The following is a 24,031-nucleotide window of genomic DNA, read 5'->3' on the forward strand; positions in this document are numbered from 1 at the left end:
GGCTCCCGGCCCGCGGGCGCCGCCCGGCCCAACGGCCGCCGGCCCGGTCCGAACCGGCGGTTGCTGCGGCAACGGGTCGTGGTGTTCGTGGTCGTGACACTGCTCGTCGCGCTCGGCATCGCGGCTGCCCAGGGGTGCGAAAGCAAGGTCCGCGGGGCCGACCGGCCCGACCGGCAGTCTGTGAGCCAGCAAGCGGACGTCCCCGTCAGGGACGGGACGGCGGCCGCCCCCGGCCGGTGACCCGACCCGACCCGAGCCGTCGGCCGGACGGGGCACGTCCTGCGGCGGGCACCTCCCCTCCGTCGATCTCGGGTTCGCCATCGCCCACGGGTTCGGGTGCGAGCGTTGCTGGGTGGGCCTGGGCACCTCGCATGGCACTGGGGGGTGGAGGCCACGATCCAGTGCTGGTCGAACCAGGAGTCACCGTTCCCGGCCAGCTCCCGGGGGTTACCCGCTTGACCAGTGGCGATGCCGCACGCGATCGCTTGTGGTAGCTCGGTCTCCGGGCAGGCACGGAACATGAGCCAGCGGTTCTCGCCGTGGTACCAGGACATGCCCAACCAACGCCCCGAACAGAGGACTTACTCGTCTAGGCTTGCTGCCCCGCACGAGTGCCAGCCGAAGGGGACGTTGTGCCACGGTCCGACGCAGCCGTCAGAGCCAGTACACGCCTGCTGTTGACGTATCACCTCACGCCACAGGTGCGGGTGGCCGACGACATGCTTCGCCCGTTGAGCGAGGCTCTCGACCTCGGCCGGTTCGCCGCCCACGTCGAGGCGTCCGGGCGGCTACTGCCCCGGCTGGTACTGCACGAGCGCGTCCCCGAGATCACGCTCCCGCCGAGCGCGGCCCGGGTCGACGGTGCGGCAGTCATTCTGGCCGTCACGCCTCGCTGGGACCCACTGCTCTTCGTGGACGTCGAAATCCCGGACGGCTCAGACGCGATCGCCGACACCCTCTATGCCACCTGGCAGGACCGCTCCGCCATGCGCGTCGGCGGGGCACCGCTGACCGAGTGGCTCGACGAGCGGCTCCACGCGTACCGCGTCACGGCAGGGCCCGCGGACCAACCGCCGCTCGAGTTCGGCCGGAACGTCCATCAGAGTGTCTTCCCCGGAGCGGCGCACGCACAGCGCCTGCTGGCCGAGCACACGTCTGGCGACGCGGTCAGCCAGGAGGTGGTGGCGATCGTGCTGCGCGGCACGCTGAACGACGGCACCGGGGCAACGCTGGGCATTCGCCGGCCTGAGACGCTGAACAACCCCGGCCAGACCATGGTCGCGCACGGCAGAGGCGTGTCGTTGATAGTCGGCTACGCGCCGCCGGTGGAGAACGCGTTCGCGCTGGCCGCGGCCGGCATCGTCAACGCGGTCGCGGCTGTGCACCGCATCCGGCGGCAGGCGTTCGAGGCGTTGGAGCTCGACCGGACCGCCGTGGTCGAAACGACGGAGGGTGCCCGTGCCCTGGTCACGCAGCTCTCGCGCCGACTTAGCGATCTTCAGCTCGACCTGAGCTTCAGCGTCGAGGCGTACGCCGACACGATCCTCATCCCGGAGCTGTTGATCGAGAGCTTCCACTCGTCGCTGCGCGACGTCTCGGCCTTGGCGGACGCCGTGACCAACACGTCTCGCATCGTCGATCGCGTGAACGCCGTGCTCGCAACGCGGTGCGTCGACCTGGAGACGGCATCCCAGGAGTACGCCGAAGGCCGCGACCGGGTGCTGGCTACCGTGATCGCCGCCGGTTCGGTTATCGCGCTCCCGCCAGCGCTACTGCTCGCGTTCTTCGGCGTCAACAGCAGCGACGTGGACCCGCGCCGGTCGATCCTGGACGTCCAGCACTACGGTGTCGCCTACGCGATCGCCTGGTTACCGTTCGTGCTGCTGATCGCGGTCGGCCTGGTCGCACGCCGCCGCGTATCACTGAGTCTGTCCGCCTCCGAGGCCGTCATTCCCGATCAGCGCCGAACCCGACGTTCCTGGCTCGGACGATCACGGCGAGACGGTCGGTGACGCCGTGTGGGAACCGGGACGCAACTGGGGGGTGCGCCGTACGTGGACCCGGCGGCACACGTGACCAGGATCCTCTCCCGCCTCTCGAATCTCAGGCCTGCAGGCCGATGCCGGCATGGAGAGCCACATCGACCGGGGCCTCGTGAGCGTGAACTCGACTTCCTGTCGCGCTCATCAACGGGCCTACGTGTTCCATGGGTGCGGCCACCCGCGCGGCAATCCGCCGATGGATAGGCGCCTGAACGGCGTCAGGGTGTCAACGTGCCAGCCAGAACGAGGAGTCCGCACTCCTGATCGCCGGTCCAGCTAAAGGCGGCGTCTGAGCTGCACATCCGCCCCCACAGGAGCAGCACGAGTTCTTCCGCTGTCGCGGCGAGTGTGGCCACGGCGGTACCAGGGCCGTACACCCAGGATGTCCCGGTGTCCGTCGCCTGCAGACGCAGGGCGTGCTGCGGATGCTGCGCTCGTCCCCGTGCTATCTGCCGTGGTGCCATCGTGTCGAAGACCTCGGCCACGCCCTCGCCGGCCAGGACCGGGGCGAGTGACCGCGTGACGCCCAGTGCGTTCTCGGCGTCCCAGCGGTGAATGAGCGCCTCCAGTGCACGGCGCCGCTGCCAGAAGCGCACCGTGTGCGGCGGATGGAAAGTCCAGGCGCTCGCACTCGGGTCAGTGTCGAGCGCGTTGAGCAGAATGGTTGAACTTTCCTCAAACCACCGCACCAGCCCTCCAGGATCACGCGGGGACGGCGCGGGCTCGTACTTGCCGTGATGCTCGGTAACTGCGGCTGCCACCCATAGATTTGAGCTGCCCAAGTGCTCAGCCACATCACGGAGCGTCCACTCGCCGCAGTGCTCGATGGATACAGCCAGGTCACCGTCGAGGCACGCGCGAAACGCGTCGAGTTCGTCTCTCAGGTGCTGCAGCAGCGATTCCGAATCCATGACCAGTGAACCTAACTGAACCCACTGACATCGCCCCGGGACCCCACCCATCCATGATCCTCGTCTTCCGGGATCAGCCAGACCTCGGCCGGGTGGCGTAGAAGGCGACAGCTGAGGATGCGGCCACGTTCAACGAGTCGAGACCAGCGTCCATAGGGATGCGTACATGGTTGTCGGCAACCCGTAGCGCTTCAGCCGACAACCCTTCCCCCTCCGTGCCCAGCATCAGGGCGAGTTTCTCGTAGTGGCGATCAGCGAACTCGTCGAGCGTGACGGACCTTGCCGAGGGGCTGAGGGCCGCGAGGACGAAGCCGTGCTTCCGGACGACATCGGCATCGCGCGGCCATGACTCAAACCTGGCGTACGGGACGGCGAACACAGCCCCCATGGACACCTTCACGGCCCGCCTGTAGAGGGGATCGACACAGCGTGGGGTAAGCAGTACGGCGTCCACCCCCAGAGCCGCCGCGTTGCGGAAGGCCGCACCCAGATTGGCGTGATCAACAATATCCTCGAAGATCGCGATCCGACGCTCGCGCGTGTGTGGACCCGAAGTCGACGTCGCGCCGGGGTGGGTGTGGTCGTCCACCGACCCCGTCACCACGCCTCCGCGAGCGTGCGTCAGGAGCGTGTCCGGGCTGGGCAGTGGCGCCCGCCGCATGGAGGCGAGGGCGCCACGGTGCACGTGATAGCCCGTGACGCGTTCGGCCACCTCCGGGCTGACGAGGTACACCGGGGCGGGTGTCTGCGCTATGACGTCCCCCATCACCTCCAGCCACTTGGCGGACAGCAGCATGGACCGCATGCCGTAACCGGCCCGCACGGCCCGGCGGATGACCTTCTCCCCCTCGGCCATGAAGAGCCCCTCGGCGGGCTCCCGGCAACGCCGCAGCGCCACGTCGGTCAGCCCCGAGTAGTCGCCCAACCGTGGGTCGTCCGGGTCCTCCACGGTGATGAGTTCCGCCACCAGACCTTCCTGTCCTGTCCGTGTCTCCCGCCGGCTGCGCGGGGAGGCTCGCGGTTCGACGCTGTCCGCCCGTACGGGCTGTCCGCTCCCTTCGGGCTATCCCCTTCCCAGCGTCACGACCTCGCCCACCACGATCACGGCGGGGGGTCGTAGCGCCTCGGTTCGTACGACCTCCGCGACGCTGTCGAGCGTGGTGTCCACCCGCCGTTCCCCGGCAGTCGTGCCCTCCTGTACGACGGACACCGGGGTGCCCGGGGCTCGGCCGTACCCGATCAGGGTGTGCGCGATCGCCTCGACGTGCTCGACCGCCATCAGCAGCACCAGCGTGCCGCCGAGCCGGGCCACTGCCTCCCAGTCCACGAGCGAGCCGTCCGCGCCCGGCGCGAGGTGCCCGCTGACCACCGTGAACTCGTGCGCGACCCCCCGATGTGTCACTGGAATCCCAGCCGCGCCGGGCACGCTCACCGCGCTCGTGATCCCCGGCACCACCGTCACCGGCACGCCGGCGTCGGCCAGTTGCCGGGCCTCCTCCATGCCGCGTCCGAAGACGAACGGGTCGCCGCCCTTCAGCCGTACGACGGCACGTCCCGCTCTGGCGTGCTCGACGAGTGCCGCGTTGATTCGCTCCTGCGCCATGGCGCGGCCGTACGGGATCTTGGCCGCGTCGATCACCTCGACGTGCGGTGCGAGTTCGTCCAGCAGTTCCCGCGGCCCGAGCCGGTCCGCGACCACGACGTCCGCCTCGGCCAGCAACCGGCGCCCGCGCACGGTGATCAGGTCCGGATCCCCGGGACCGCCGCCGACGAGGGCGACCGTGCCCGTACGCGAGCCGGCGGCGGGCCGGTGACCGCTCGGGCTGCCGCCCAGGGTGCCGTCCCGCAGCCCGGCGACCACCGCGTCCCGTACGCCGGCGGACCGTCGGGGGTCGTGGCCGGTGAGCACCGCGACCGTGACCCCGGCACTGCGCCCGGTCGCCGGGGTCCAGGCCGTGGCCGCCGCGGCGTCGTCGCTGCGTACGGCCCATACACGGCGGGCCTCGGCCTCGTTGGAGGCGGCGGCGTTGGCGGCGGGGTCGTCGGTGGCGATCAGCACGTACCACGCCTCGGCCAGGTCACCCGCGCGGTATCCGCGCCGCTCCCAGGCGAGCTCGCCGGCCGTGGCCATGGCCTCGACGGAGGGCGTCGCCGCCGGGGCCACCAGCGTGACCTCGGCCCCGGCGGCGAGCAGTGCCGGCAGCCGTCGCTGGGCGACCGTACCGCCGCCGAGGACCACGACCCGACGCCCGGTCAGCCGGAGCCCTACGGGGTAGGCGGGGTCTCGGGACATGCGGCGGCTCCTTGTCACGCGGGACCGCTGCGGCGTCGGAGCGGCTGGAGACGGGGCGGTGGCTCCCAGGACACCTTAGGTCGTGTCACGGCGGCCCCGCCCGCGGGGCGGGACCGACCGGCCCGCGGCGTACGGGCGTACGGGCGTACGGCGCGCACCCGGTGGCGTACACACCGCGGAGCGCGCGGAGGGTCCGAGGCGGGCAGACGCCGAACGCCGGTCCTCCTCGAACCCCCGTGTCAGTTCTTCTCGGTGACCCCCGCTGCGTCGAAGGTCGCGACATCGTGCATGGCCCGGGCCGCGCTCTGCACCATCGGCAGAGCCAGCAGCGCCCCGGTGCCCTCCCCCAGACGCAGGTCCAAGTCGATCAACGGACGCAGTCCGAGCTTGGCGAGTGCGGCGAGATGACCCGGTTCGGCGCTGCGGTGCCCGGCGACGCAGGCGGCCAGCGCCTCCGGGGCGATCTGCCGGGCGACCAGCGCCGCGGCGCCCGCGCTGACTCCGTCCAGGATGACCGGTGTACGCAGCGAGGCGGCCCCCAGGATCAGACCGGTCAGCGCGGCGTGCTCCAGGCCGCCGACCGTGGCCAGCAGGGTGACCGGGTCGGCCGGGTCGGGCTGGTGCAGTCGCAACGCACGGCGCACCACGTCGACCTTCCGGTCGTGCGTGTCGTCGCTGATCCCGGCCCCGCGACCGGTGACCTCGGCGGGGTCGCTCTGGGTGCAGACGGCGATCAGGGCGGCCGACGCCGTGGTGTTGGCGATGCCCATCTCCCCGGTGAGCAACGCCTTGTTGCCGGCTGCGACGAGATCACGAGCCGTCTCGATGCCCACTTCGAGCGCGCGCAGCACATCCTCGCGGGAGAGCGCGGGCCCCTCGGTCATGTCGGCCGTACCAGGGCGGATCTTGCGGGGCAGCAGGCCGGGCGTCGCGGGCAGTTCGGCGACCACCCCCACGTCCACGACACACACCTCCGCGCCCACCTGCTGTGCGAAGGCATTGCAGACCGCCCCGCCGGCCAGGAAGTTGGCGACCATCTGGCTGGTCACCTCCTGCGGCCACGGGGTGACGCCCTGCGCGTGCACCCCGTGGTCACCGGCGAACACGGCCACGGCGGCAGGCTCCGGCACCGGCGGCGGGCACTGCCGGGAGAGGCCGCACAGTTGCGCGGAGATGATCTCCAGCATGCCGAGCGCGCCGGCCGGCTTCGTCATCCGCTTCTGCCGCTCCCACGCCTCGCCGAGCGCCTTCGCGTCCAGCGGACGGATGCGTTCCAGCGTCTCGGCCAGCAGGTCGTGCGGCTCGGACCCGGGCAACGCACGCCGGCCGTACGACTCGTCATGCACCACCCAGGACAGCGGACGCCGCTTGGACCAGCCGGCCTGCATCAGCTCGGGATCGGCCGGGAACTCGTCGACGTAGCCGACACAGAGGTAGGCGACGACCTCCAGGTGCTCCGGCAGGTCGAGCGTACGCACCATCTCGCGCTCGTCGAAGAAGCTGACCCAACCGACGCCGAGCCCCTCGGCCCGCGCCGCGAGCCAGAGGTTCTCCACGGCCAACGCCGAGGAGTACGGCGCCATCTGGGGCTGAGTGTGGCGGCCCAGCGTGTGTCGGCCGCCGCGGGTGGGATCGGCGGTGACGACGATGTTCACGGGCGTGTCGAGGATCGCCTCGGTCTTGAGTTCCTTGAACTGCCTCGCCCGAGCCTTCGGCAGGGACTTGGCGTACGCCTCGCGCTGACGCTGGGCCAGTTCCTGCATGCTACGGCGGGTTTCCTCGGAGCGGATGACGACGAAGTCCCACGGCTGCGAGTGGCCCACGCTCGGCGCGGTGTGTGCCGCCTCCAGCACCCGGAGGAGCACCTCGTGCGGCACCGGGTCCGGGCGGAAGCCGTTGCGGATGTCTCGGCGCTCCCGCATGAGCCGGTGTACGGCCGCCCGCTCGGTCTCGTCGAAGCCCGCTGCCGCGGGGCCGTCGGCCGCGGTCCCCGCCTCGGTCCCGGTCCCGTCAGCCACGGTGGCATCGCCGGACTCACCGAACGCACCGGCCTGTTGATCGGCCGGCGTCGCCCCAGCGGGCGTCGGGTCCTGGTCACCCTCCGGTGCGCCCACCATCTCCTCGACCGGCAGCGGCGCCATCGACGGCATGCCCTCGCCGGCCGCCTCGACCGGTTGGTCTGCTCGCTGTCCGGCCGGCTGCGTGCTCCGCTGATCCTCCGGGTCGGCGGTCGACGCTGGGCCGGCCGCTCCCGTGATCTCCTGCGCCACAGCGGGCTCCTCGCGTACGGCATCGGTCCCGACATCCTTCGCTCCCTCGGGAGTCGGGTCCACGGGCTGCGGGCCGGGGCCGGCGCTCGGCTCGGCGCCTGGACCGGCGGCGGCTCCGCCCGGGCCACTCGGTTGCGGCACCGGCTCCGGCACGGCAGACCCGGGATCGTCCGGGCCAGTGCTGGTTCCGGTGTCGGTCGCCACGGCGGACGCCGACCCCGGGCCGTGATCCGGGACGGGCGCGGGCGCGGGTGTCACAGGCGCGGGTGTCACAGGGGCGACAGAGGGGTCTGCGGCCTCGGAGGACTCCGCCGCCACGGCGGTGGGAACCTCTGTGGACGCTGGCACCGCTACCGCCTCACCGGCGGGCACCGCGGACTCGGTCACTGCGGGCACGGGGGTCGGGGAGGTCACCGAGGGTTCCGGCGCGGTCGCCATCTCCCGCTCCGCGACCGGCGCTTCAGCGGCCGGCCCCGCGTCCGGGGCTGCCATGGCGGTGTCGGCGGGGGAACCGTCCGGGCCGCCGGCGCCGTGGTCCGTACCGCTCCGAACGGCGCTGGCCGCCGCGCCTTTCTCGGCGGGCAACGTCGCCGGGCTCGACGCCGCGGCCGATGACGGGCTCTCGGCGGAGTCCGGGACGGGCTGCGCGCCACGGTCCCGCACCTGGGCGTTCGGGTCCTCCGCCGACGCGGGGACGCTGGCCAGATCGGGCCCGGGAAGTGCGGCTTCCGGGAGCTGCTGCCCGGCTGACGGAGCGGTGTGCGGTTGCTCCGCCCGCGAGATCCACCCGTCCTGTTGTGCGGGGATCCCACCGAGTCGCGGGCCACCGAGGGTGTCCGGTCCCTGGTGGGTCACGTCGAGGTACTCCGGATTCGCGGTCGGCGAATCCGCCTGCTGCTGCGGCAGGGTGACGGATGCTTCTGGTACGGGCTGTCCAGCCGGCGGGCCCTGCCCTCCGGCCTCGTTCGAGCGCTGCTCCGGTGCCGGCTGCTGCATGGGGGCCTGCTGCGCCGTCGGCTCCGGCCGCTGCTGCTCTCCGGTCCACGGCTGCTCGGGCTGCTCCGTGAGTTGCTCGGCCGTCCCGGTGCCGGCGGGCGTGCTCGGGCCGCGCTCGGCGAGGGAGCGCACCGTGCCGGACTGTTCGGGTACGGGCGGACCGGGATGCACCGGCCGCCGTACGGCCGGTTTCCCCTGGATCGGCTCGGCAGTGGCGCTGGGGCCACCGCCGGAGCCGGCGGAGTCACCGGGGCCGCCCCCGTCCGCGGCCGGCAAGGCACCGGGGCCCGCGGTCGGTTCGGCCGCCGGCCCGGCATGCCCCCCGCCCGCATGGCGCCCGCCACCCTGGTTCCCGCTCGGCCCGCTGGCGACGGCGGTCTCCGCCACCCGGCTTCGCTGGTCGGTCGAACTCCAGTCGGCGACACCGGCGTCCGACCCGCGCACCGCGCCGTAGTCGATCGAACCGGAGTCGCGTCCGTCCGTCTCGTGCGTGCCCGGCAGCGGGCCCGGCGGCTGCCCGCTCTGCTGCGGTGCCACGGCTGCCTGCGCCTCGCTCCACGCCCCTTGTGTCCCGGGCATCAGCAGGTCCTCTTCCGCTACGGACGTGCCGTGCGCCGCGCCCGGGAAGGTGTACGCGCCGGGTGCGGCCGGAGCCGCCGGCTGTGCGCCTGCGTGAGCCGGCTGTCCCTCACCCGGGATCTGGCCGGTGTCAGTCATGCGTACCCCTCGCCCATCGGTAACTCTCCTTCCAGCCCCGGCGGGTAACCACCGCGTCCCCGGATGGAGAACGAGCGCGCCCGCGTTGCGGCACGTGCCCCCGTCGAACCATCCGGATATTGACCGACGAAGCGACATCCGTCGGGGCGGAACAACAGTCGCTCAGCCTACCGGCAGGAGTACGTCCGACCTGCCACGGCGGAGTGAGAAGTGGCACTTCGTCGGGGTTCGCGCACAGCGGATCGGAAGATCAGTGCCGAACACCCGAAAGGAGGAAAACGACCGCACGTTCGCTTTCCTCCCAGCGATCGGTGTCCAACTCGACCGACTGCAACAGTGAACAACCGACGGAGTAACCGCTCTCCGCCAGCACTCGCCCCGCCGCCTCCGCGCCGTCCCTGGTCGCGGCGTGCGTGACGATCCGTTCGGGCCGCCGGTCGGCCACCGCCTGGAGCGTACGCAGCCCGCTGTAACCGACGCGGACCACGTCCGGCTCCGGGAGGTCCTCGAGGACGTGCGGGGCCGTGCCGGTGAGGGTCTGCAGCTGTGCCCCGAAACGTTGGGCGGCCCGCCCCGCACGGGCGCAGGCGTCCGCGTCCCGGTCCACCGCGATCACCGCCGCGCCGAGTTCGGCGGCCTCCACCGCCAACGCGCCGGAACCGGTGCCGATGTCCCACAGCAGGTCGCCCACGCGGGGACCGAGGCGGGCCAGTTGGGCCGCCCGGAGTTGCTCCGACTCCCCGGCGCGGGGCGGCCCGGCAGGTGCCGCGCCGGCGATGTGGTATTCCGGCAACGGCCGCCCCCAGCCCCGCGGAACGCTCGGCTGGCCCGGTTCCCGGCCGGCGATCCAGGCGCGGTCGTGCGGCGCGCCGCCGCCGGGGCCGCCGATCACCAGCACGACGTTCGGATCGCGCCAGCCGTGGTCGACGACCTTGTCGGGGGTGAGGACCGTGACCTCCTCCCGGTCGGTGCCCAGGGCCTCGCACACGACGAAGGTCCGGGGCAGCCCGGCGAGTAGCAGGGCCAGTTCGGCCGGTCCGGCGCCGGGTGAGGTGAGGACGGCGACCTTGGTGTGCGCGCGGCAGACGTTCACCACCCGGCGCAGCGTACGGCTGTGGGCGACGACGACCTGCGCGTCGTCCCAGGGCATGCCCGCCCTGGCGAAGGCCGCCGAGACGGCGGAGACGGCGGGTGCGACCTCGACCTCCAGCCCGAACTCCGGGGCCCGCAGCGTCCGTACGACCCCGAAGAAACCTGGATCACCGTCCGCCAGGACCACCGCGGTACCACGGTGCGCGGCGATCCGTCGGGCCGCGAGCGCGAGGCTGCCGAGTCGCACGCGCTCCGCGCGCTCCGGCACCTCGGGACGCGACAGGTGGTGGGCGGCACCGGCCACCAGGGTGGCGGCCTCCAGAGCGGCACGGGCGGCGTCGGTCAGGGGTGTGCCATCCCACCCGATCACGGTGACGCGGTCGGCCATCGCAGACTCTCTCCTGGTGGGTCGTCGCAGGTCGGGGCTGTGGAGTACAAGGAGAGTACCGTGACCACGGTGCCGGCCGCCGAACCGAGTGCCCACGCGCCGCGCGCGGCCCGTCCGGGCGCGTCACTCTGGCGTCCGCCCACGGGGTGGGTCCGCTCAGAGCGGAGCGGTTGTGGGTCAGTGCCAGTCGGTGTGCGAGACGAAGTCCCCGGCGTCCGCCATCCGTTCGTGCAGCCCGTCCAGGTCCTCGGGCAGCAGGCTCCAGATGAGCAGGTCGGTGCGGATCTGCGCCCACCCGCCTCCCTCCACCCGGGTGCGGGCGATCCAGGCGTTCCGCAGCACGCCCTCGCTGATGCAGCCCAGCCTCTGGGCGACCTGTTGGGCGGCGGTGTTGTCGGCGGCCGTGCGCAGCTCCGCGCGTTCGAACTTCTGGTCCTGGAAGAGCCACTGCACCGTCGCCAGCACCGCCTCCGAGGCGTAACCCTCGCCGCGGGCCCAGGGGGCGGTGACGTACGACACCTCGGTGGTCAGCAGCTGCCAGTCGGTGTGCTTCAACCGCACGGCGCCCACCAGCCGCTGGGTGAGGAACTCGGTGACCGCGAACACGATTCCCCGGCCCGTCGTCCGCTCGCCCGGGGCACGACGGAGGACCCAGTCGCGTGCGTCGGCCCGGGTGTACGGGACGGGAACCGCCGACCAGACGGTGACCAGGTCGTCGTTCATCATCTCCGTGAGGGAGGGAACGTCCGCCTCCTCGAACGGGCGCAGCACGAGCCGGTCCGTACTGATCGAAACGTCCGGAAAGGTCGATGTCATGCGCCGCTCCATGCAGAAGGCTTGGTGGCCGGGGAGCTTCGAGAACGCTTCCCCGGGAAGGTTGCAGCTGTGCACAGCATGCAGCATGCGCCAGGGGATGTGCAGCGCCGGGCCCGCCGCGAACGCGGGCCCGGCGCGATGAATCAACTTGTCGATATCAGGAGTTGCCAGCGCCGAAGGCGGGCACGATCGCCCCCTCGTACTCCTTCTCGATGTGCTTGCGCACCTTGTCCGAGTGCAGCATGCCGGCGAGCTTCTGCACCCGCGGATCGTCCTGGTTTCCGTCCTTCACGGCGAGGAAGTTGGCGTACGGGTTGTCCTCCGGCTCCTCCAGGGCCAGGGCGTCCTCACGCGGCTCGAGGTCCCCCTCGATCGCGTAGTTGCCGTTGATCACGGCGGCGTCGACGTCGCCGAGGGAGCGGGGCAGGGCCGCGGCCTCCACCTCCTTGAACTTCAGTCCCTTACGGTCCTTGATGTCCGAGAGGGTGGCGTCCTGTCCTGCTCCGGCCTTGAGGTCGATCACCCCGTGGTCCGCGAGCAGTTGCAGTGCCCGACCCTCGTTCGTGGTGTCGTTGGGGACCGCGATGGTCTGGCCGGGCTTCAGCTCGCCCAGCTGGTCGGTGCCCTGGGCGTAGATGCCGAGGGGCTCCAGGTGCACGTTGGCGACCGGCACGATGTGCGTCTGCTGCTTCTCGTTGAAGTCCTCGAGATAGGGCCGGTGCTGGAAGAAGTTCGCGTCGACCTCTCCGCTCTCGGTGGCCCGGTTGGGCGTGACGTAGTCGGTGACCTCGCGGATCTCCAGCTCGAGCCCTTCCTTGGACGCCAGGTGCTTCTCGACGTACTGCAGGATCTCGGCGTGTGGGGTGGGGCTGGCGGCGACGACCAGCGGGCCGTCCGAGTCGGCGGCCTCACCGCCGGAGTCGGGGTCGGAGGCGGTGCCGCAGGCCGACAGGCCCAGGATGAGGGCGGTGCCGGCCGCGGCTGCGGTGATCTTGGTGTGTCTGCGCACGAAAAGTGCCTCCTTCTCTTCTCAGGTGACGGCGCGGTCCCGGCGCGCCAACAGCCGCACGACTCCGTCGCCGAGCAGCTGCACGACTGTGACGAACACGATCAGCACGGCCACGGTGAGCAGCATGAACGTGGTCTCGAAGCGCTGGTATCCGTAGGTCACGGCGATGGAGCCGAGTCCGCCACCGCCTACCGCGCCAGCCATCGCGGAGTAGCCGGTGAGCACGATCACCGTGGTGGTGAGCCCGCCGACGAGGGAGGGCAGCGCCTGCGGCAGCAGCGCCTTGAGCACCACCGTCGGCACCCCGCCGCCCATCGCCTGCACGGCCTCGACCAGTCCGTGGTCGACCTCGCGTACGGCCATCTCCACCAGCCGGGCGAAGAACGGCACGGCGCCGACGACCAGCGGCACGATCATCGCGGTCGGGCCGATGGAGGTGCCGACCAGCAGCCGGGTGAAGGGGATCAGCGCGACCAGGAGCACGATGAACGGCAGTGAGCGTCCGATGTTGACGACTGCCGCCAGGACCCGGTTGATCGGCGCGTTCCGCAGCAGGCCGCCCTGGTCGGTGAGCACCAGCAGCACGCCCAGCGGCAGTCCGCCGACCACCGACCACAGCGAGGACCAGAGCACCATGTAGAGGGTGTCGACGCATCCCTGGGTCAGTAGTGGTTGCATCTCGTTCCAGGTCACTTCGCCACCTCCGGGGCGGGCTCGGATGCACCGGCGGCCGGGGCGAGGCCAGTGGCGGGCGCGGCGGCGGATACGGCTGGTGCGGCGGCGGGTTCGGTCGCGGGCAGCACCTCGATCTGCAGACCCTGTTCGCGCAGGTAGCCGATGGGGACGACGTTGTCCTCGTAGCGTCCCGGCAACTCGATCCGCATCCGGCCGACCTGCTTCCCGGCGGCGGTGTCCATCGCGGCACCGAGGATGGAGACATCGAGGTCGTACGCGCGCGACAGCCTGGAGACCACCGGCTCGGCGGCGGTGTCACCGTGGAAGGTGATGTCCACGGCAGTGCGCTCCGGTCCGCCCACCTCCCCGCCGAGCGGGAAGAGTTCCCGGGCCAGTTCGGAGCCGGGTGTCGCGAGCAGTTCGGGCACGGTACCGGACTCCACGACGCGGCCGTCCCGCATCAGCGCGGCCGAGTCGCACACCGACTTGACCACGTCCATCTCGTGGGTGATCAACAGTACGGTCAGGTCGAGTTGCTGGTTCAGATCGCGCAGCAGGCGCAGTACGGAACGGGTGGTCTCCGGGTCGAGCGCGGACGTCGCCTCGTCCGAGAGCAGCACCTTGGGTTCGCCGGCGAGCGCGCGGGCGATGCCCACACGTTGCTTCTGTCCGCCGGAGAGCCGGGCGGGGTGCACTCCGGCCTTGTCGGCCAGCCCGACCAGGTCGAGCAGTTCGAGCGCCTTGCGGGAGCGCTCGCGCCGGGTCAGACCCAGGATCTCCAGCGGCAGCTCGACGTTGCCCCGGACGGTGCGCGAGGACAGCAGGTTGAAGTGCTGGAAGACCATGCCGATACTGCTGCGCGCCGCCCGCAGTTGAGGTGTGGGGCGCTTGGGACGCCCCCGCGACCCGCGCCGGGCGAGCGCGGTCAACTCCCGGCCGTCCACGGTCACGGAGCCGGAGGTGGGCGTCTCGAGCAGGTTGACGCAGCGGATGAGGGAGGACTTGCCGGCTCCACTCTGGCCGATGACGCCGTACATCTCGCCCTGCGCGACATGCAGGTTCACGCCGTCCAGCGCGGTGATGTCGCGGTCCTTGGTGCGATAGACCTTGCTCAGGTCCGTGGTGGTGATCACTGGCTTTCCATCACTGTCGAGTACCGGGCGCAGGCGTACGGCACCCGGCACGGGAGGTTTCCCATCCGGTGGGGCATGCGGGCAGCGCGGGGCCGCGGTCAGCGGTGCGGCGCTGGGGCGAGCGCGGGGCTCGTCTCAATCAGAGAGACGAAACCGTTCACTTGAGGGCGCTCAGCGGACGCACATTCGGCGACCGCGCAGACAACGAGCGCCGGGCATCACGTCTGCCTCGGTCGACTGGCTGCGGTCGCTCGTTGTGCTCATGGACTCAGTAAAACAGATCTCCCTGCCATTTGTTCGGCATACGAGACAGACGTCCGGATTCTGGAACGCACCACACCGCCACCCGGCTAGCCGGACCCGCCCGGGACGCCACCCGGATACCCCCGAACGACGGCGCTGACCTGCACGGACAACCATCCCGGCACGGTCGGCCGGACCTCCCGGCAGGCGACCGTCCTGTGGCCAACGCCACGACCGACGCCCCGTCGACCAGCCCTGGTCACCCACCATGTCGCCAGGTGCCGTTTCACCGCGTTGAGTCCCGCGACCGGAGTCGCCGTCTCGCCCGGCCCGCGGGCGCCGTCCCCGCCTCGTACACGACCGGGCACGGCATACGGGGTGCCGCGAGCCGACCGTGAGCCCGGTCCTAGAATCGTGGCCATGCTCACCCCGCTGACGGTCACGCTCGCCGTGGCCGCACTCGCGCTGGCCGCCTGGTGCGGCCACGCCGCCTACCGTGACCAGCCGACGAAGGACTGGCACTTCCTCGGGATGGCCGTGGTGACGCTGCTCGCGCTGGTGCAGCTGGTCATCGGGATCGTGCAGTTGGCGCGGGGACAGGAGCCCGCGGACGGCACGCTGCTGTTCGTCTCGTACCAGATCGGCATCGTGTGCTGTGTACCCGTGGTGGCCCTGATGTCCCTGACGGAGCGGACCCGCTGGGGATCGCTGACGGTGGCCGCCGGTGCGCTGGTGCTGGCCGTGCTTCAGGTGCGGTTGTACGACATCTGGGAGGGCGTGGGTGCCTGAGTCGAGCGAGCGCGGGCAGCGACTGGCCGCGCGGTACCAGCAGGGTGGCGACGGTTCGGGGCGTCACAGCGAGATCGCCAGCGGGCCGGGTCGACTGCTGGTGACGCTCTACGGGATCTTCACCGTGGGCGCGTCCTCCCGCTCCCTCTACCAGCTCTCCACCCGGCTCCACGAGGCACCGCTGGCGTACACGCTCTCCGCGGTGGCCGCGGTGGTGTACGCCTTCATCACGCTGGCCCTGGTGCGCGGCGGCGAGGGAGCTCGTAAGGCCGCCGTGGTGTGCTGCTGTCTGGAACTGCTGGGAGTGCTGGGGGTCGGCACCTGGACCCTGCTGGACGCGTCCGCCTTCCCGGACGCGACCGTGTGGTCGCGGTACGGCATGGGCTATCTGTTCCTCCCCCTGGCGCTGCCGGTGACCGGGCTGTGGTGGCTGCGCCGCTCCCGGCGCACCGGCTGACCGGCGCGACCGTACCGCGTGTCCCACAGGTCAGGGCAGCGCGCCGCCGGTACGGGCCGAACGAACCGAAGAGCGCGCCGGTGTCGGTGCTCAAGGTGACGTCATCGATGGGACCTCCCCCAGGTCCCAGGCCGCGGGCCTCAGACCGAGGGGAAGAGCGAGTGCGGTGTCGAGGAGGTCGGCACCGGGCGCGAGCGCCCGGAGGTGAACCGAGCAAAACTCGCGCCCCTACGCGCTGGTGGTGAACGCCGTGGCGCTCGCCTCCTTCTCGAGGGTGACCAACGTGGCCCGCCCGCCGGCCGAGGCGACGGTGTCCACCGGCGTGTAGCCGTTACGGCGGTAGAGGCGCAGCCCGACCTCGTCAGCGTGCCCGGTGGAGAGGCGGTAGCGGGTGGCCGCACGCTCGGTGCGGACGTGCTCCTCGATCCGGGTGAGCAACCGGCTCCCGAGACCGTGCCGGTGCATCCTCGGATGCACGCACAGCATGCTGATTCGAGCGGTGGTGTCCGGCTCCACCGTCGCGCGCACGGAGCCGATGACCTCCGCCCCGAGCCGTGCCACCACGACATATCCCGCGTCGAGTTCCGCGCGCAACTGGTCGAGGGTCTGGACGAGCGGTTCGATGCCGTAGTCGCCGTGTCGCTCGGCCTCCGGTTGGAAACACAGATACTGCAGTTTCAGGATCTGTTCGACGTCATCGTCAGTCGCCGCCGAGATGGTCACGCTCATGGCCATGGGCGTACGCCTCCCCAATTCCCTCGTGTCCGCGCGAGCCGTGCGTGAGGGTGCCGCGCGCGAACTGTCTGCCCTGATGACGCCGGTTGCTTACGGCACCCTTCCCCTCCGCCTGGGCACGGCAACCCCACGTCCCGAGAATTCTGCGTGGCGCGCGCGCCCGTTGGACACGCGACGCGGGTCCGGGGGGTGTGACATTCCCGACCCGGGTCGAACAGGCCGGGACGACCCTCTCGGTACGCACGGCTGGTGACGGACGACGCCGCGCCACCAGCCGCACGTCCCGCGACCCCCCGGGTTGCTTGCCCGCCACCCACCCGGCGGCCGGGAACAACAGCGGGAAGCGACGCCGGAGAGCGCTCAGCGCTCCCGGAAGTCCGCCGCGGCGAGCACCGCCGTGTCCGGGTTGTCGGAGAAGAGACCGTCGATCCCGGTGGCGAAATACGTACGGAAGGCGCCGAACGCGTCCCCGTAGGCGTCCGGTTCGTCCCCCGTCCGGAAGTCGAGCGGCAGGAAGGTGTTCTCGTTGCGCATCGTGTAGGGATGCACGACGAGTCGCTGTGCGTGCGCGTCCCGGACGAGTGTGGTGGGCTCGCCGAGCGCGCCGTCCTCGTCCTTCGGGATGACGATGTCCAGCGTGGGGCCGATCCCCTTCGCGAAGCCGGCGATCCACTTCAGCCCGTCCGGACTGACCAGGTCCGCGACCGTACGGGGATCGCCGGACTCCACGAAGTCCCAGGGGCGGGAGTCGAGTCCGCCGAGGAGCACCACCCCGGGGCAGTCCACCAGGTGCTCCAGCCGCTGGATGCTGCTCGGCTCGAAGGACTGCACGAAGTTCGGCGCGTGCTTGTGGTCGCGCCCGTACTCGCGCAGCAGTCGGGCGAGCGGCTTCTCCAGGGCCAGGCCGATCTCGCGGAAGTAGCTGGGGTGCTTGGTCTCGATGTGCAGCCACACGGGCCGGCCGTCAACCCGGCCCCGTCGGTCGGCCCAGCGCAGGACCTCCTCGAGGGTCGGCACCTGCCAGCGGCCGTCGTAGAGCGTGTTGTGTTGCCGCTCGTCGGGAAGCCGCTCCACCGCGCGCAGGGTCTTGAGTTCGGCGAGCGTGAAGTCCTCGCTGAACCAGCCGGTGAGTTCCTTTCCGTCGATGGACTTGGTGGTCTCGCGGTCGGCGAACTCGGCGTGCTCGGCGACGTCGGTGGTGCCGGTGATGTCGTTCTCGTGCCGGCAGACCAGGTGGCCGTCCTTGGTGGACACCACGTCCTGCTCGATGATGTCCGCGCCCGTGGCGTGCGCCAGTTCGTACGCGCCCATGGTGTGTTCCGGCCGGTAGCCGCTGGCGCCCCGGTGCGCGATCACCGCGGGGACGGGCAGCCTGTGTCGGCCCGAACGGCCGCCTGACTTCCCGTCATCGGCCTGTGCCGCGCCCGCCGGCCCCCAGGCCGCCGCGCCCGCTCCCAGTGCCGCGGCGCCCAGTACGACTCTCCGACCCGGCCCCTGCTGCTGCGCCATGCGCACTCCTCACCTCGTGCTCCGCTGTCCCGTACCTGACACCCGCATCGGACGAATGACGCGCCGATAGTAGGCGTGTGAACCTTTCCTACGGGAGAGACGGGGCGGAACCCGGCACGAACACGCCCGGCCGCGCCGCGCGGCGAGAGCCCCGGTCACGGCGTCACGGCCGCCGCCGGGTAACGTCTTCCAACGCGTAGCCGTGCGCTCGACCACCACCGACGGAGGGCCAGTTGTCCCGTTTCCTGCTGATCAAGGCATCGCTCGGCACGCTGCTGCGCGTGCTGTTCCGGCCCAGGGTCGAGGGTGCGGAGAACATCCCGGGCAGCGGCCCGGTGATCCTGGCCGGCAACCACCTCACGTTCATCGACTCGGTGATCCTGCCGCTGGTCAGCAAGCGCCAGGTGTTCTTCATCGGTAAGGACGAGTACGTCACTGGGAAGGGCCCGAAGGGACGCCTGATGGCCTGGTTCTTCACCGGAGTCGGGATGATCCCGGTGGACCGGGACGGCGGCCGGGGCGGTGTAGCCGCGCTGATGACCGGCCGTCGGGTGCTGGAGGAGGGCCATATCTTCGGCATCTACCCGGAGGGCACCCGCTCCCCCGACGGCCGCCTCTACCGGGGACGTACGGGCATCGCCCGGCTGGCGCTGATGACCGGCGCTCCGGTGGTGCCGTTCGCGATGATCGGCACCGACGAAGTCCAGCCCGACGGCAAGGGCCTGCCGCGCTTCGGCCGCGGGCGCCGCATCACCGTCCGGTTCGGGGAGTCGCTGGACTTCTCCCGCTACGAGGGCATGGACCGGGACCGTTACGTGCTGCGGGCGGTCACGGACGAGGTGATGAGCGAGGTCATGTCGCTGTCCGGGCAGGAGTACGTGGACATGTACGCCACCAAGGCGAAGGCCGCCTGATCCTCACCACCAACAGCGCCCGCCGCTCAGGCGGGCCAACTGCCGGTCGCGCGCCGTACTCCCACGGCCCCGCCCCGGCTCGTCGCCGCCCGCACCAGGCCCGTCACGGCACCCTGGACCGCCGCGGCGAGCAGGATCTCGCGCAGACGGCGCTCCTCGTCGGTAGGAGCCGGAGCGGTGTCGCCACCGACGGGGGCCGCTTTCCAGAGCTTCTTGAACAGCGCCCCGGCCAGCATCCCGCTACCCAGGCTGAGTCCGGTCTGGAACAGCTTGTACATGCGCCCGCTCATGGTCATTCCCCTGCCTGACCGCACCGCTGGGTACGGGAAGCGTGCGGCCTATGGGCGTGCCGGTGCGCCGCGTGCCGGTGCCGGCCCGCGGAGGACCTCGCGGTGTCACCCGAGCGGCGTCGCCGGAGCAGCATGACGACCACACCACCCGCCGCCAGGGCGCCGGCCACCGCCGCGCCCACCTTGGCGAGTTGCGCGGCGCGCTGGTCTCGGGCGGACTTCTCGGACGCGAAGGTCTCCGGGGCGGTTCCGTCACCGGGCGCGCCCTCGGCCGACCGATGGTGGCCGTTGGTGGCCCGGCTTTTGAGCTCGCTGGCCTTGCTGCGGGCCAGCGTCTTCATATCCGCCTTGTGAGCCAGTTCCGAGACGGTGTCCGCGAGTTGCCCACGGGCCTGCTTCACCTCGGCCCGCAACTGCTGTGGCGTGGGGCTCTGACCGTTTCCGCGCTGCGCCTGGGTCATCGCTGCGCCCCTTCCCGGATCGCGTCCATGTCAGCACGTACGCTCCCGATGGTCTCCTGTGGCGTGGCGGGCGTGGCCTGCTTGATCTCCTTCTTGCCCACCAGGGCCAGCACGCCCGCGATCAGCAGCAGGGCCCCGAAGACCACCAGCGCCGCGGCCCAGACGGGGAGTACCAGCGTCACCGCGGCGATCGCGGCGGCCACCAGGGCCTGCAGGGCGAGCAGTCCGGCCAGCGCGGCGCCACCGAACATGCCACCGCCGAGCCCGGCGCGCTTGCCCTTCTCCTTCATCTCCGCCTGTGCCAGCTGTAGCTCACTGCGCACCACCGTGGTGAGCTGTTCGGATGCCTGGGCGACCAGTTCTCCGACGGTGTGTTGGTCCGCTCGCGCCGACTGACGGCTCTCTGTGTCGAGCACGGGATCACCTCACTCCCTGTCACCGACGCCGAGTTCCCCACTCCAGGGGGAGTAACCACCTGGTTCGGCGGACGGCCGGGCTCAGCGGCCGTACGCGTCATGCGCCCGACTGTCCGACACCCCGTTTCCCGCCGTCCAGCGCTCCGCCGCACGGCTCCGCGCCGTCCGGTTCCGCTCCGCCTGGTTCCCCGTCGGCCGACTCCGCGAGTCGCTGACCACGCAACAGCCGCCAGGACAGCGCCGCGGCGGCCAACAGGACGAACGCTCCGCACAACGCCCCGATCCGCAGCCCCTCGGTGAACGTCTGTTGGGCCACGGACAGCAGTTCCGTCCCGAGCGGGTCGGGCAGGCCGCGGGCCGCCTCCACCGCGCCACCCAGCGACTCGCGTGCCTGCTCCACCGCCCGCGGCGGTACGTCCACAGGCGTCACGAAATCCCGGTACGCGCCGGTGACCACCGAGCCCAGCAGGGCGATGCCAAGAGCCGCGCCGAGTTCGTACGCGGTCTCGGAGACCGCCGAGGCGGCGCCGGCCTGCTCCTTCGGGACGCTGGAGAGGATCACGTCAGCGGTCACCGTGAACGCGAGGCCCGCGCCCACGCCCAGCAACAGAAGCATCGGGCCGAGCAACCAGTAGCCGGTGGAGGCTGTCAGCAGCGTGCTCGAGGCCAGCGCGAGGCCGACCGCGGCCAGGCCACCGGAGACCGCCGCGCGTACGGAGGTGCGACGCGCCAGCGTGCCGGCGGCGAGACCGGCGGCCACGGCGCCGAGTGCGGCGGGCAGTTCGGCCAGTCCAGCCTCCAGCGGCGATCTCGTCTGCACGAGCTGGAGGAACTGCGAGAGGAAGAAGATCATCCCCGAGAGACCGAGGATGGTGAGCAGGTCCGCGAGCACGGCCCCGGAGAAGCCCTTGTTCCGGAACAGTCGCATGTCCAGCAACGGCGACGAGATGCGGAGTTGCCGGCGTACGAAGGCGACCAGGGCCAGTGAGCCGATGAGTCCGGCCGCCGAGACGTCCGGGGTCAGACCGTGCACGGTCAGTTGCTTGACGGCGTAGACCACGGCGATCAGCCCCACCATGGAGAACCCGACGCTCGGCAGGTCCCACGGACCGGGCGCGGGATCGCGGGACTCCGGCAGCAGCTTGCCGCCCACGATCACCAGGAGCACCATCACCGGCAGGTTGATGAGGAAGACCGAGCCCCACCAGAAGTGCTCCAGGAGCACTCCACCGATGACCGGCCCCACCGCCGCGCCGGCCGAGGTCATCGCGCCCCAGACCCCCACGGCGAGACTGCGTTCCCGCGGGTCCGGGAAGATGTTGCGGATCAGCGCGAGGGTGGAGGGCATGAGCGTGGCGCCGGCCACCCCGAGCAGCGCGCGCCAGAGGATCATCGCCTCGGCGCTGTGCGCGTACGCCGTCAGCACGGACCCGGCACCGAACGCCACTGATCCGATGAGCAACAGCTTCTTCCGGCCGATTCGGTCGCCGAGCGAGCCCATCGACACCAGCAGCCCGGCGATGACGAAGGAGTAGATGTCGCCGATCCACAGCAGTTCGGTGCTGGAGGGTTCCAGGTCCTCACTGAGGAACGGCGTCGCGAGGCCGAGCACCGTCGCGTCCACCCCGACCAGCAGTACGGCCAGCACCAGCACGGACAGGGCGAGCCAGCGCTGTCGCGCGGTGGTCGGGGCGGATGAGTTGCCGACCTTCCCGCGGACGGGCGTACGGCGGGTCACGGTCGATCCGCCCGTCGGACACCGCCGAGCAGCAGCTCCACCGTCATCCGACCGGCGTCCCGCGCGGCCACCTTGCCGTCCTGCGCGGCCCAGGCGGACGCCGACACGAGGGCGTAGAGCGCCTCCGCCAGCCAGGCCGTGGTCAGGTCCAGGCGAAAGACGCCCTCCTCCTGGCCACGCCGGAACAAAGCCTCGATCCGGGTGTCGAGGCGCCGCCAGCCGTCGTGCATCGCGTCCGGCTCGAAGAGCTGGTTCTCGGTGACGAGGAAGGCCAGGAACCCGGCGAGCGGTCGGGTCTCCTCCACCAGCCGACGCAGTGCCTCGTCCGCCGAGCCCTCCTCCGGGCGGGCCGCGTCCAGGGCCTCGGTGAGCTGCTGGAGGCCGAGCTCCTCCAGCGAGCGTACGAGCGCCGAGCGGCCGGAGAAGTGCCGGTGCAGCGTGGCTCGGCTGACCCCGGCGGCGCGCGCGACATCGTCCATGGCGGACGTGGGTTTCCTGGTCAGCAGATCAGCGGCGGCGTGCAGGAGCTGCTCTCGACGGACTGTCATGAGACGAGCGTAGCGCGTGTGAAACACTCATGTCTCACACGCGTCAGGTGACGCTCATCTCTTGTCGACCTATCGCACCTCCACCGCGGCCCGCTCGGCGGCCCATTCCCGCTGCCGCTCCAGGTCCGTACGGAATTCCGCCAACTGCCGGGCCACCGCGACCGGAGCGGTGCCACCGCGACCGTCCCGGGCGGCCAGCGCGCCGGAGACGGTCAGCACCTCCCGCACCTGAGGAGTCAGCAGCGGGGAGATCGCGGCGAACTGCTCGTCGGAGAGTTCGTCCAGTTCGACCCCGGTGCTCTCACAGACGCGTACGCACTCCCCAGCCAACTCGTGGGCCACCCGGAACGGCACTCCTCGCTTCACCAGCCACTCGGCCACGTCGGTGGCGAGCGAGAAACCGGCGGGGGCCAGCTCCGCCATCCGCTGCCGGTTGACCGTCAGCGTGGCCATCATCCCGGCGAACGCGGACAGAAGCATCTCCAGTTGGTCACAGGAGTCGAAGACCGGCTCCTTGTCCTCCTGGAGGTCCCGGTTGTAGGCGAGCGGGAGGGCCTTGAGGGTGGCGAGCAGTCCGGTGAGGTTGCCGATGAGCCGGCCGGACTTGCCGCGTGCCAGCTCGGCGATGTCCGGGTTCTTCTTCTGCGGCATGATCGAGGAACCGGTGGAGAAGGCGTCGTGCAGCGTGACGAACGAGAACTCCTTGGTGTTCCACAGGATCACCTCCTCGGCGAGCCGGGAGAGGTCGACGCCGATCATGGCGGTGACGAAGGCGAACTCCGCGGCGAAGTCCCGCGCCGCCGTGCCGTCGATGGAGTTCGCCGCGGAACGCCCCTCGAATCCGAGGTCCCGGGCGACCGCCTCCGGGTCCAGCCCCAGCGACGACCCCGCGAGCGCCCCGGAGCCGTACGGCGACACCGCGGTGCGCTCGTCCCACTGCCGCAGCCGCTCGACGTCCCTGGCCAGGGCTTGGGCGTGGGCGAGCACGTGGTGCCCGAAGAGCACGGGTTGCGCGTGCTGGAGGTGTGTACGGCCGGGCATGGCGACGTCCGGATGCGCCTCGGCGAGGTCGGCCAGCGTCGCCTGGAGGTCGGCCAGTAGCCCGCCGATGACGCGGGCGTGTTCCCGCAGGTACATCCGGAAGAGCGTGGCCACCTGGTCGTTACGGGACCGCCCCGCCCGCAGCTTCCCCCCGAGGTCCGGACCGAGCCGCTCCAGTAGTCCGCGCTCCAGTGCGGTGTGCACGTCCTCGTCCGCCACCGTGCCGACGAACGCCCCGGACCGCACGTCCGCCGCCAGCTGGTCCAGGCCCGCCAGCATCCGCTCCAGTTCGTCCCCGGTCAGCAGCCCCGCCGTGTGCAGCACCCGCGCGTGCGCGCGCGATCCGGCGATGTCGTACGGTGCCAGCCGCCAGTCGAAGTGCACGGACGCGGACAGCTGCTCCAGCGCCTCGGACGGTCCGTCCGCGAACCGGCCACCCCAGAGTCGTACGTCACCCCGCGGCTCGTCCTGGTCCTGCGGTCCGTTGCTCATCGCTGCTTTGCTCCTCGGCTCGGTGTCGGTGTCGGGGACGCGGCGCGTACGGCGTC

21 protein-coding genes and 1 pseudogene are annotated in these 24,031 nt (G+C 71.4%); 5 read left to right on the top strand and 17 right to left on the bottom strand.

Annotated elements, in window-relative coordinates:
- Positions 1-240: pseudogene (locus AN216_RS29755) on the top strand (serine/threonine protein kinase); the annotation flags it as partial.
- 437 nt (positions 241-677) lie between these two features.
- Complete coding sequence (locus tag AN216_RS18940) at positions 678-2,012, top strand: hypothetical protein (RefSeq protein ID WP_244502530.1); 1,335 nt, start codon at positions 678-680, stop codon at positions 2,010-2,012.
- A 248-nt stretch (positions 2,013-2,260) separates the two neighbouring features.
- Here the strand turns inward: AN216_RS18940 and AN216_RS18945 are convergent, their stop codons facing one another.
- From AN216_RS18945 to AN216_RS18985, 9 genes are all read right to left on the bottom strand, one after another.
- On the bottom strand, positions 2,261-2,953 hold the full coding sequence (locus AN216_RS18945) for a maleylpyruvate isomerase family mycothiol-dependent enzyme (RefSeq protein WP_070197891.1): 693 nt from the start codon (positions 2,951-2,953) through the stop codon (positions 2,261-2,263).
- Between the two features lie 73 nt (positions 2,954-3,026).
- A complete protein-coding gene (locus tag AN216_RS18950; RefSeq protein WP_070197892.1) occupies positions 3,027-3,920 on the bottom strand; it encodes a TrmH family RNA methyltransferase in 894 nt (297 codons plus the stop codon).
- 96 nt (positions 3,921-4,016) lie between these two features.
- The gene (cobA, locus tag AN216_RS18955; protein ID WP_070197893.1) at positions 4,017-5,246 is read right to left on the bottom strand and encodes a uroporphyrinogen-III C-methyltransferase; all 1,230 of its coding nucleotides are present in this window, start codon (positions 5,244-5,246) and stop codon (positions 4,017-4,019) included.
- Positions 5,247-5,485: 239 nt separating this feature from the next.
- A complete protein-coding gene (gene cobT / locus AN216_RS18960) occupies positions 5,486-9,229 on the bottom strand; it encodes a nicotinate-nucleotide--dimethylbenzimidazole phosphoribosyltransferase (RefSeq protein WP_070197894.1) in 3,744 nt (1,247 codons plus the stop codon).
- Positions 9,230-9,479: 250 nt separating this feature from the next.
- Positions 9,480-10,709 carry a precorrin-6y C5,15-methyltransferase (decarboxylating) subunit CbiE gene (gene cbiE, locus AN216_RS18965; protein WP_070197895.1) on the bottom strand — a complete coding sequence of 410 codons (1,230 nt, stop codon included), beginning with the start codon at positions 10,707-10,709 and terminating at the stop codon, positions 9,480-9,482.
- 177 nt (positions 10,710-10,886) lie between these two features.
- Positions 10,887-11,525, bottom strand: a complete 639-nt coding sequence (locus AN216_RS18970) for a GNAT family N-acetyltransferase (protein ID WP_070197896.1) — start codon at positions 11,523-11,525, stop codon at positions 10,887-10,889.
- A gap of 157 nt (positions 11,526-11,682) precedes the next feature.
- On the bottom strand, positions 11,683-12,534 hold the full coding sequence (locus AN216_RS18975; RefSeq protein ID WP_070197897.1) for a MetQ/NlpA family ABC transporter substrate-binding protein: 852 nt from the start codon (positions 12,532-12,534) through the stop codon (positions 11,683-11,685).
- A gap of 21 nt (positions 12,535-12,555) precedes the next feature.
- The gene (locus tag AN216_RS18980) at positions 12,556-13,227 is read right to left on the bottom strand and encodes a methionine ABC transporter permease (protein WP_070197898.1); all 672 of its coding nucleotides are present in this window, start codon (positions 13,225-13,227) and stop codon (positions 12,556-12,558) included.
- Positions 13,224-14,342 (bottom strand): methionine ABC transporter ATP-binding protein, encoded by a 1,119-nt coding sequence (locus AN216_RS18985; protein ID WP_070197899.1) that lies wholly within the window; start codon positions 14,340-14,342, stop codon positions 13,224-13,226. Before AN216_RS18985 ends, AN216_RS18980 begins: the two co-directional genes overlap by 4 nt.
- 663 nt (positions 14,343-15,005) lie before the next feature.
- Here AN216_RS18985 and AN216_RS18990 point away from each other — a divergent pair.
- Both AN216_RS18990 and AN216_RS18995 read left to right on the top strand, forming a co-directional pair.
- Positions 15,006-15,374, top strand: coding sequence for a hypothetical protein (locus tag AN216_RS18990; protein ID WP_070197900.1), 369 nt, complete (start codon positions 15,006-15,008; stop codon positions 15,372-15,374).
- Between the two features lie 22 nt (positions 15,375-15,396).
- Positions 15,397-15,831 carry a hypothetical protein gene (locus tag AN216_RS18995; RefSeq protein ID WP_070197936.1) on the top strand — a complete coding sequence of 145 codons (435 nt, stop codon included), beginning with the start codon at positions 15,397-15,399 and terminating at the stop codon, positions 15,829-15,831.
- A gap of 228 nt (positions 15,832-16,059) precedes the next feature.
- Here AN216_RS18995 and AN216_RS19000 read toward each other — a convergent pair whose 3' ends face one another.
- Positions 16,060-16,566, bottom strand: coding sequence for a GNAT family N-acetyltransferase (locus tag AN216_RS19000; RefSeq protein ID WP_070197901.1), 507 nt, complete (start codon positions 16,564-16,566; stop codon positions 16,060-16,062).
- 360 nt (positions 16,567-16,926) lie between these two features.
- Positions 16,927-18,075 (bottom strand): glycerophosphodiester phosphodiesterase, encoded by a 1,149-nt coding sequence (locus AN216_RS19005; protein ID WP_070197902.1) that lies wholly within the window; start codon positions 18,073-18,075, stop codon positions 16,927-16,929.
- A 233-nt stretch (positions 18,076-18,308) separates the two neighbouring features.
- Here AN216_RS19005 and AN216_RS19010 point away from each other — a divergent pair, with 233 nt between their 5' ends.
- A complete protein-coding gene (locus AN216_RS19010) occupies positions 18,309-18,989 on the top strand; it encodes a lysophospholipid acyltransferase family protein (protein WP_070197903.1) in 681 nt (226 codons plus the stop codon).
- A 26-nt stretch (positions 18,990-19,015) separates the two neighbouring features.
- Here the strand turns inward: AN216_RS19010 and AN216_RS19015 are convergent, their stop codons facing one another.
- The 6 genes from AN216_RS19015 to argH form a co-directional block, all read right to left on the bottom strand.
- Positions 19,016-19,279 (bottom strand): DUF4235 domain-containing protein, encoded by a 264-nt coding sequence (locus AN216_RS19015; RefSeq protein ID WP_079166749.1) that lies wholly within the window; start codon positions 19,277-19,279, stop codon positions 19,016-19,018.
- Positions 19,280-19,281: 2 nt separating this feature from the next.
- Positions 19,282-19,740 (bottom strand): DUF3618 domain-containing protein, encoded by a 459-nt coding sequence (locus tag AN216_RS19020; protein WP_070197905.1) that lies wholly within the window; start codon positions 19,738-19,740, stop codon positions 19,282-19,284.
- On the bottom strand, positions 19,737-20,156 hold the full coding sequence (locus AN216_RS19025) for a phage holin family protein (RefSeq protein WP_070197906.1): 420 nt from the start codon (positions 20,154-20,156) through the stop codon (positions 19,737-19,739). Before AN216_RS19025 ends, AN216_RS19020 begins: the two co-directional genes overlap by 4 nt.
- A 97-nt stretch (positions 20,157-20,253) precedes the next feature.
- On the bottom strand, positions 20,254-21,894 hold the full coding sequence (locus AN216_RS19030; RefSeq protein WP_079166750.1) for an MFS transporter: 1,641 nt from the start codon (positions 21,892-21,894) through the stop codon (positions 20,254-20,256).
- On the bottom strand, positions 21,891-22,442 hold the full coding sequence (locus tag AN216_RS19035) for a TetR/AcrR family transcriptional regulator (protein ID WP_070197907.1): 552 nt from the start codon (positions 22,440-22,442) through the stop codon (positions 21,891-21,893). Before AN216_RS19035 ends, AN216_RS19030 begins: the two co-directional genes overlap by 4 nt.
- A gap of 69 nt (positions 22,443-22,511) precedes the next feature.
- On the bottom strand, positions 22,512-23,975 hold the full coding sequence (gene argH, locus AN216_RS19040; RefSeq protein WP_070197908.1) for an argininosuccinate lyase: 1,464 nt from the start codon (positions 23,973-23,975) through the stop codon (positions 22,512-22,514).
- Between the last annotated feature and the right edge of the window lie 56 nt (positions 23,976-24,031).

The sequence above is a fragment of the Streptomyces oceani genome (assembly GCF_001751245.1).
GTDB lineage: Bacteria > Actinomycetota > Actinomycetes > Streptomycetales > Streptomycetaceae > Streptomyces > Streptomyces oceani.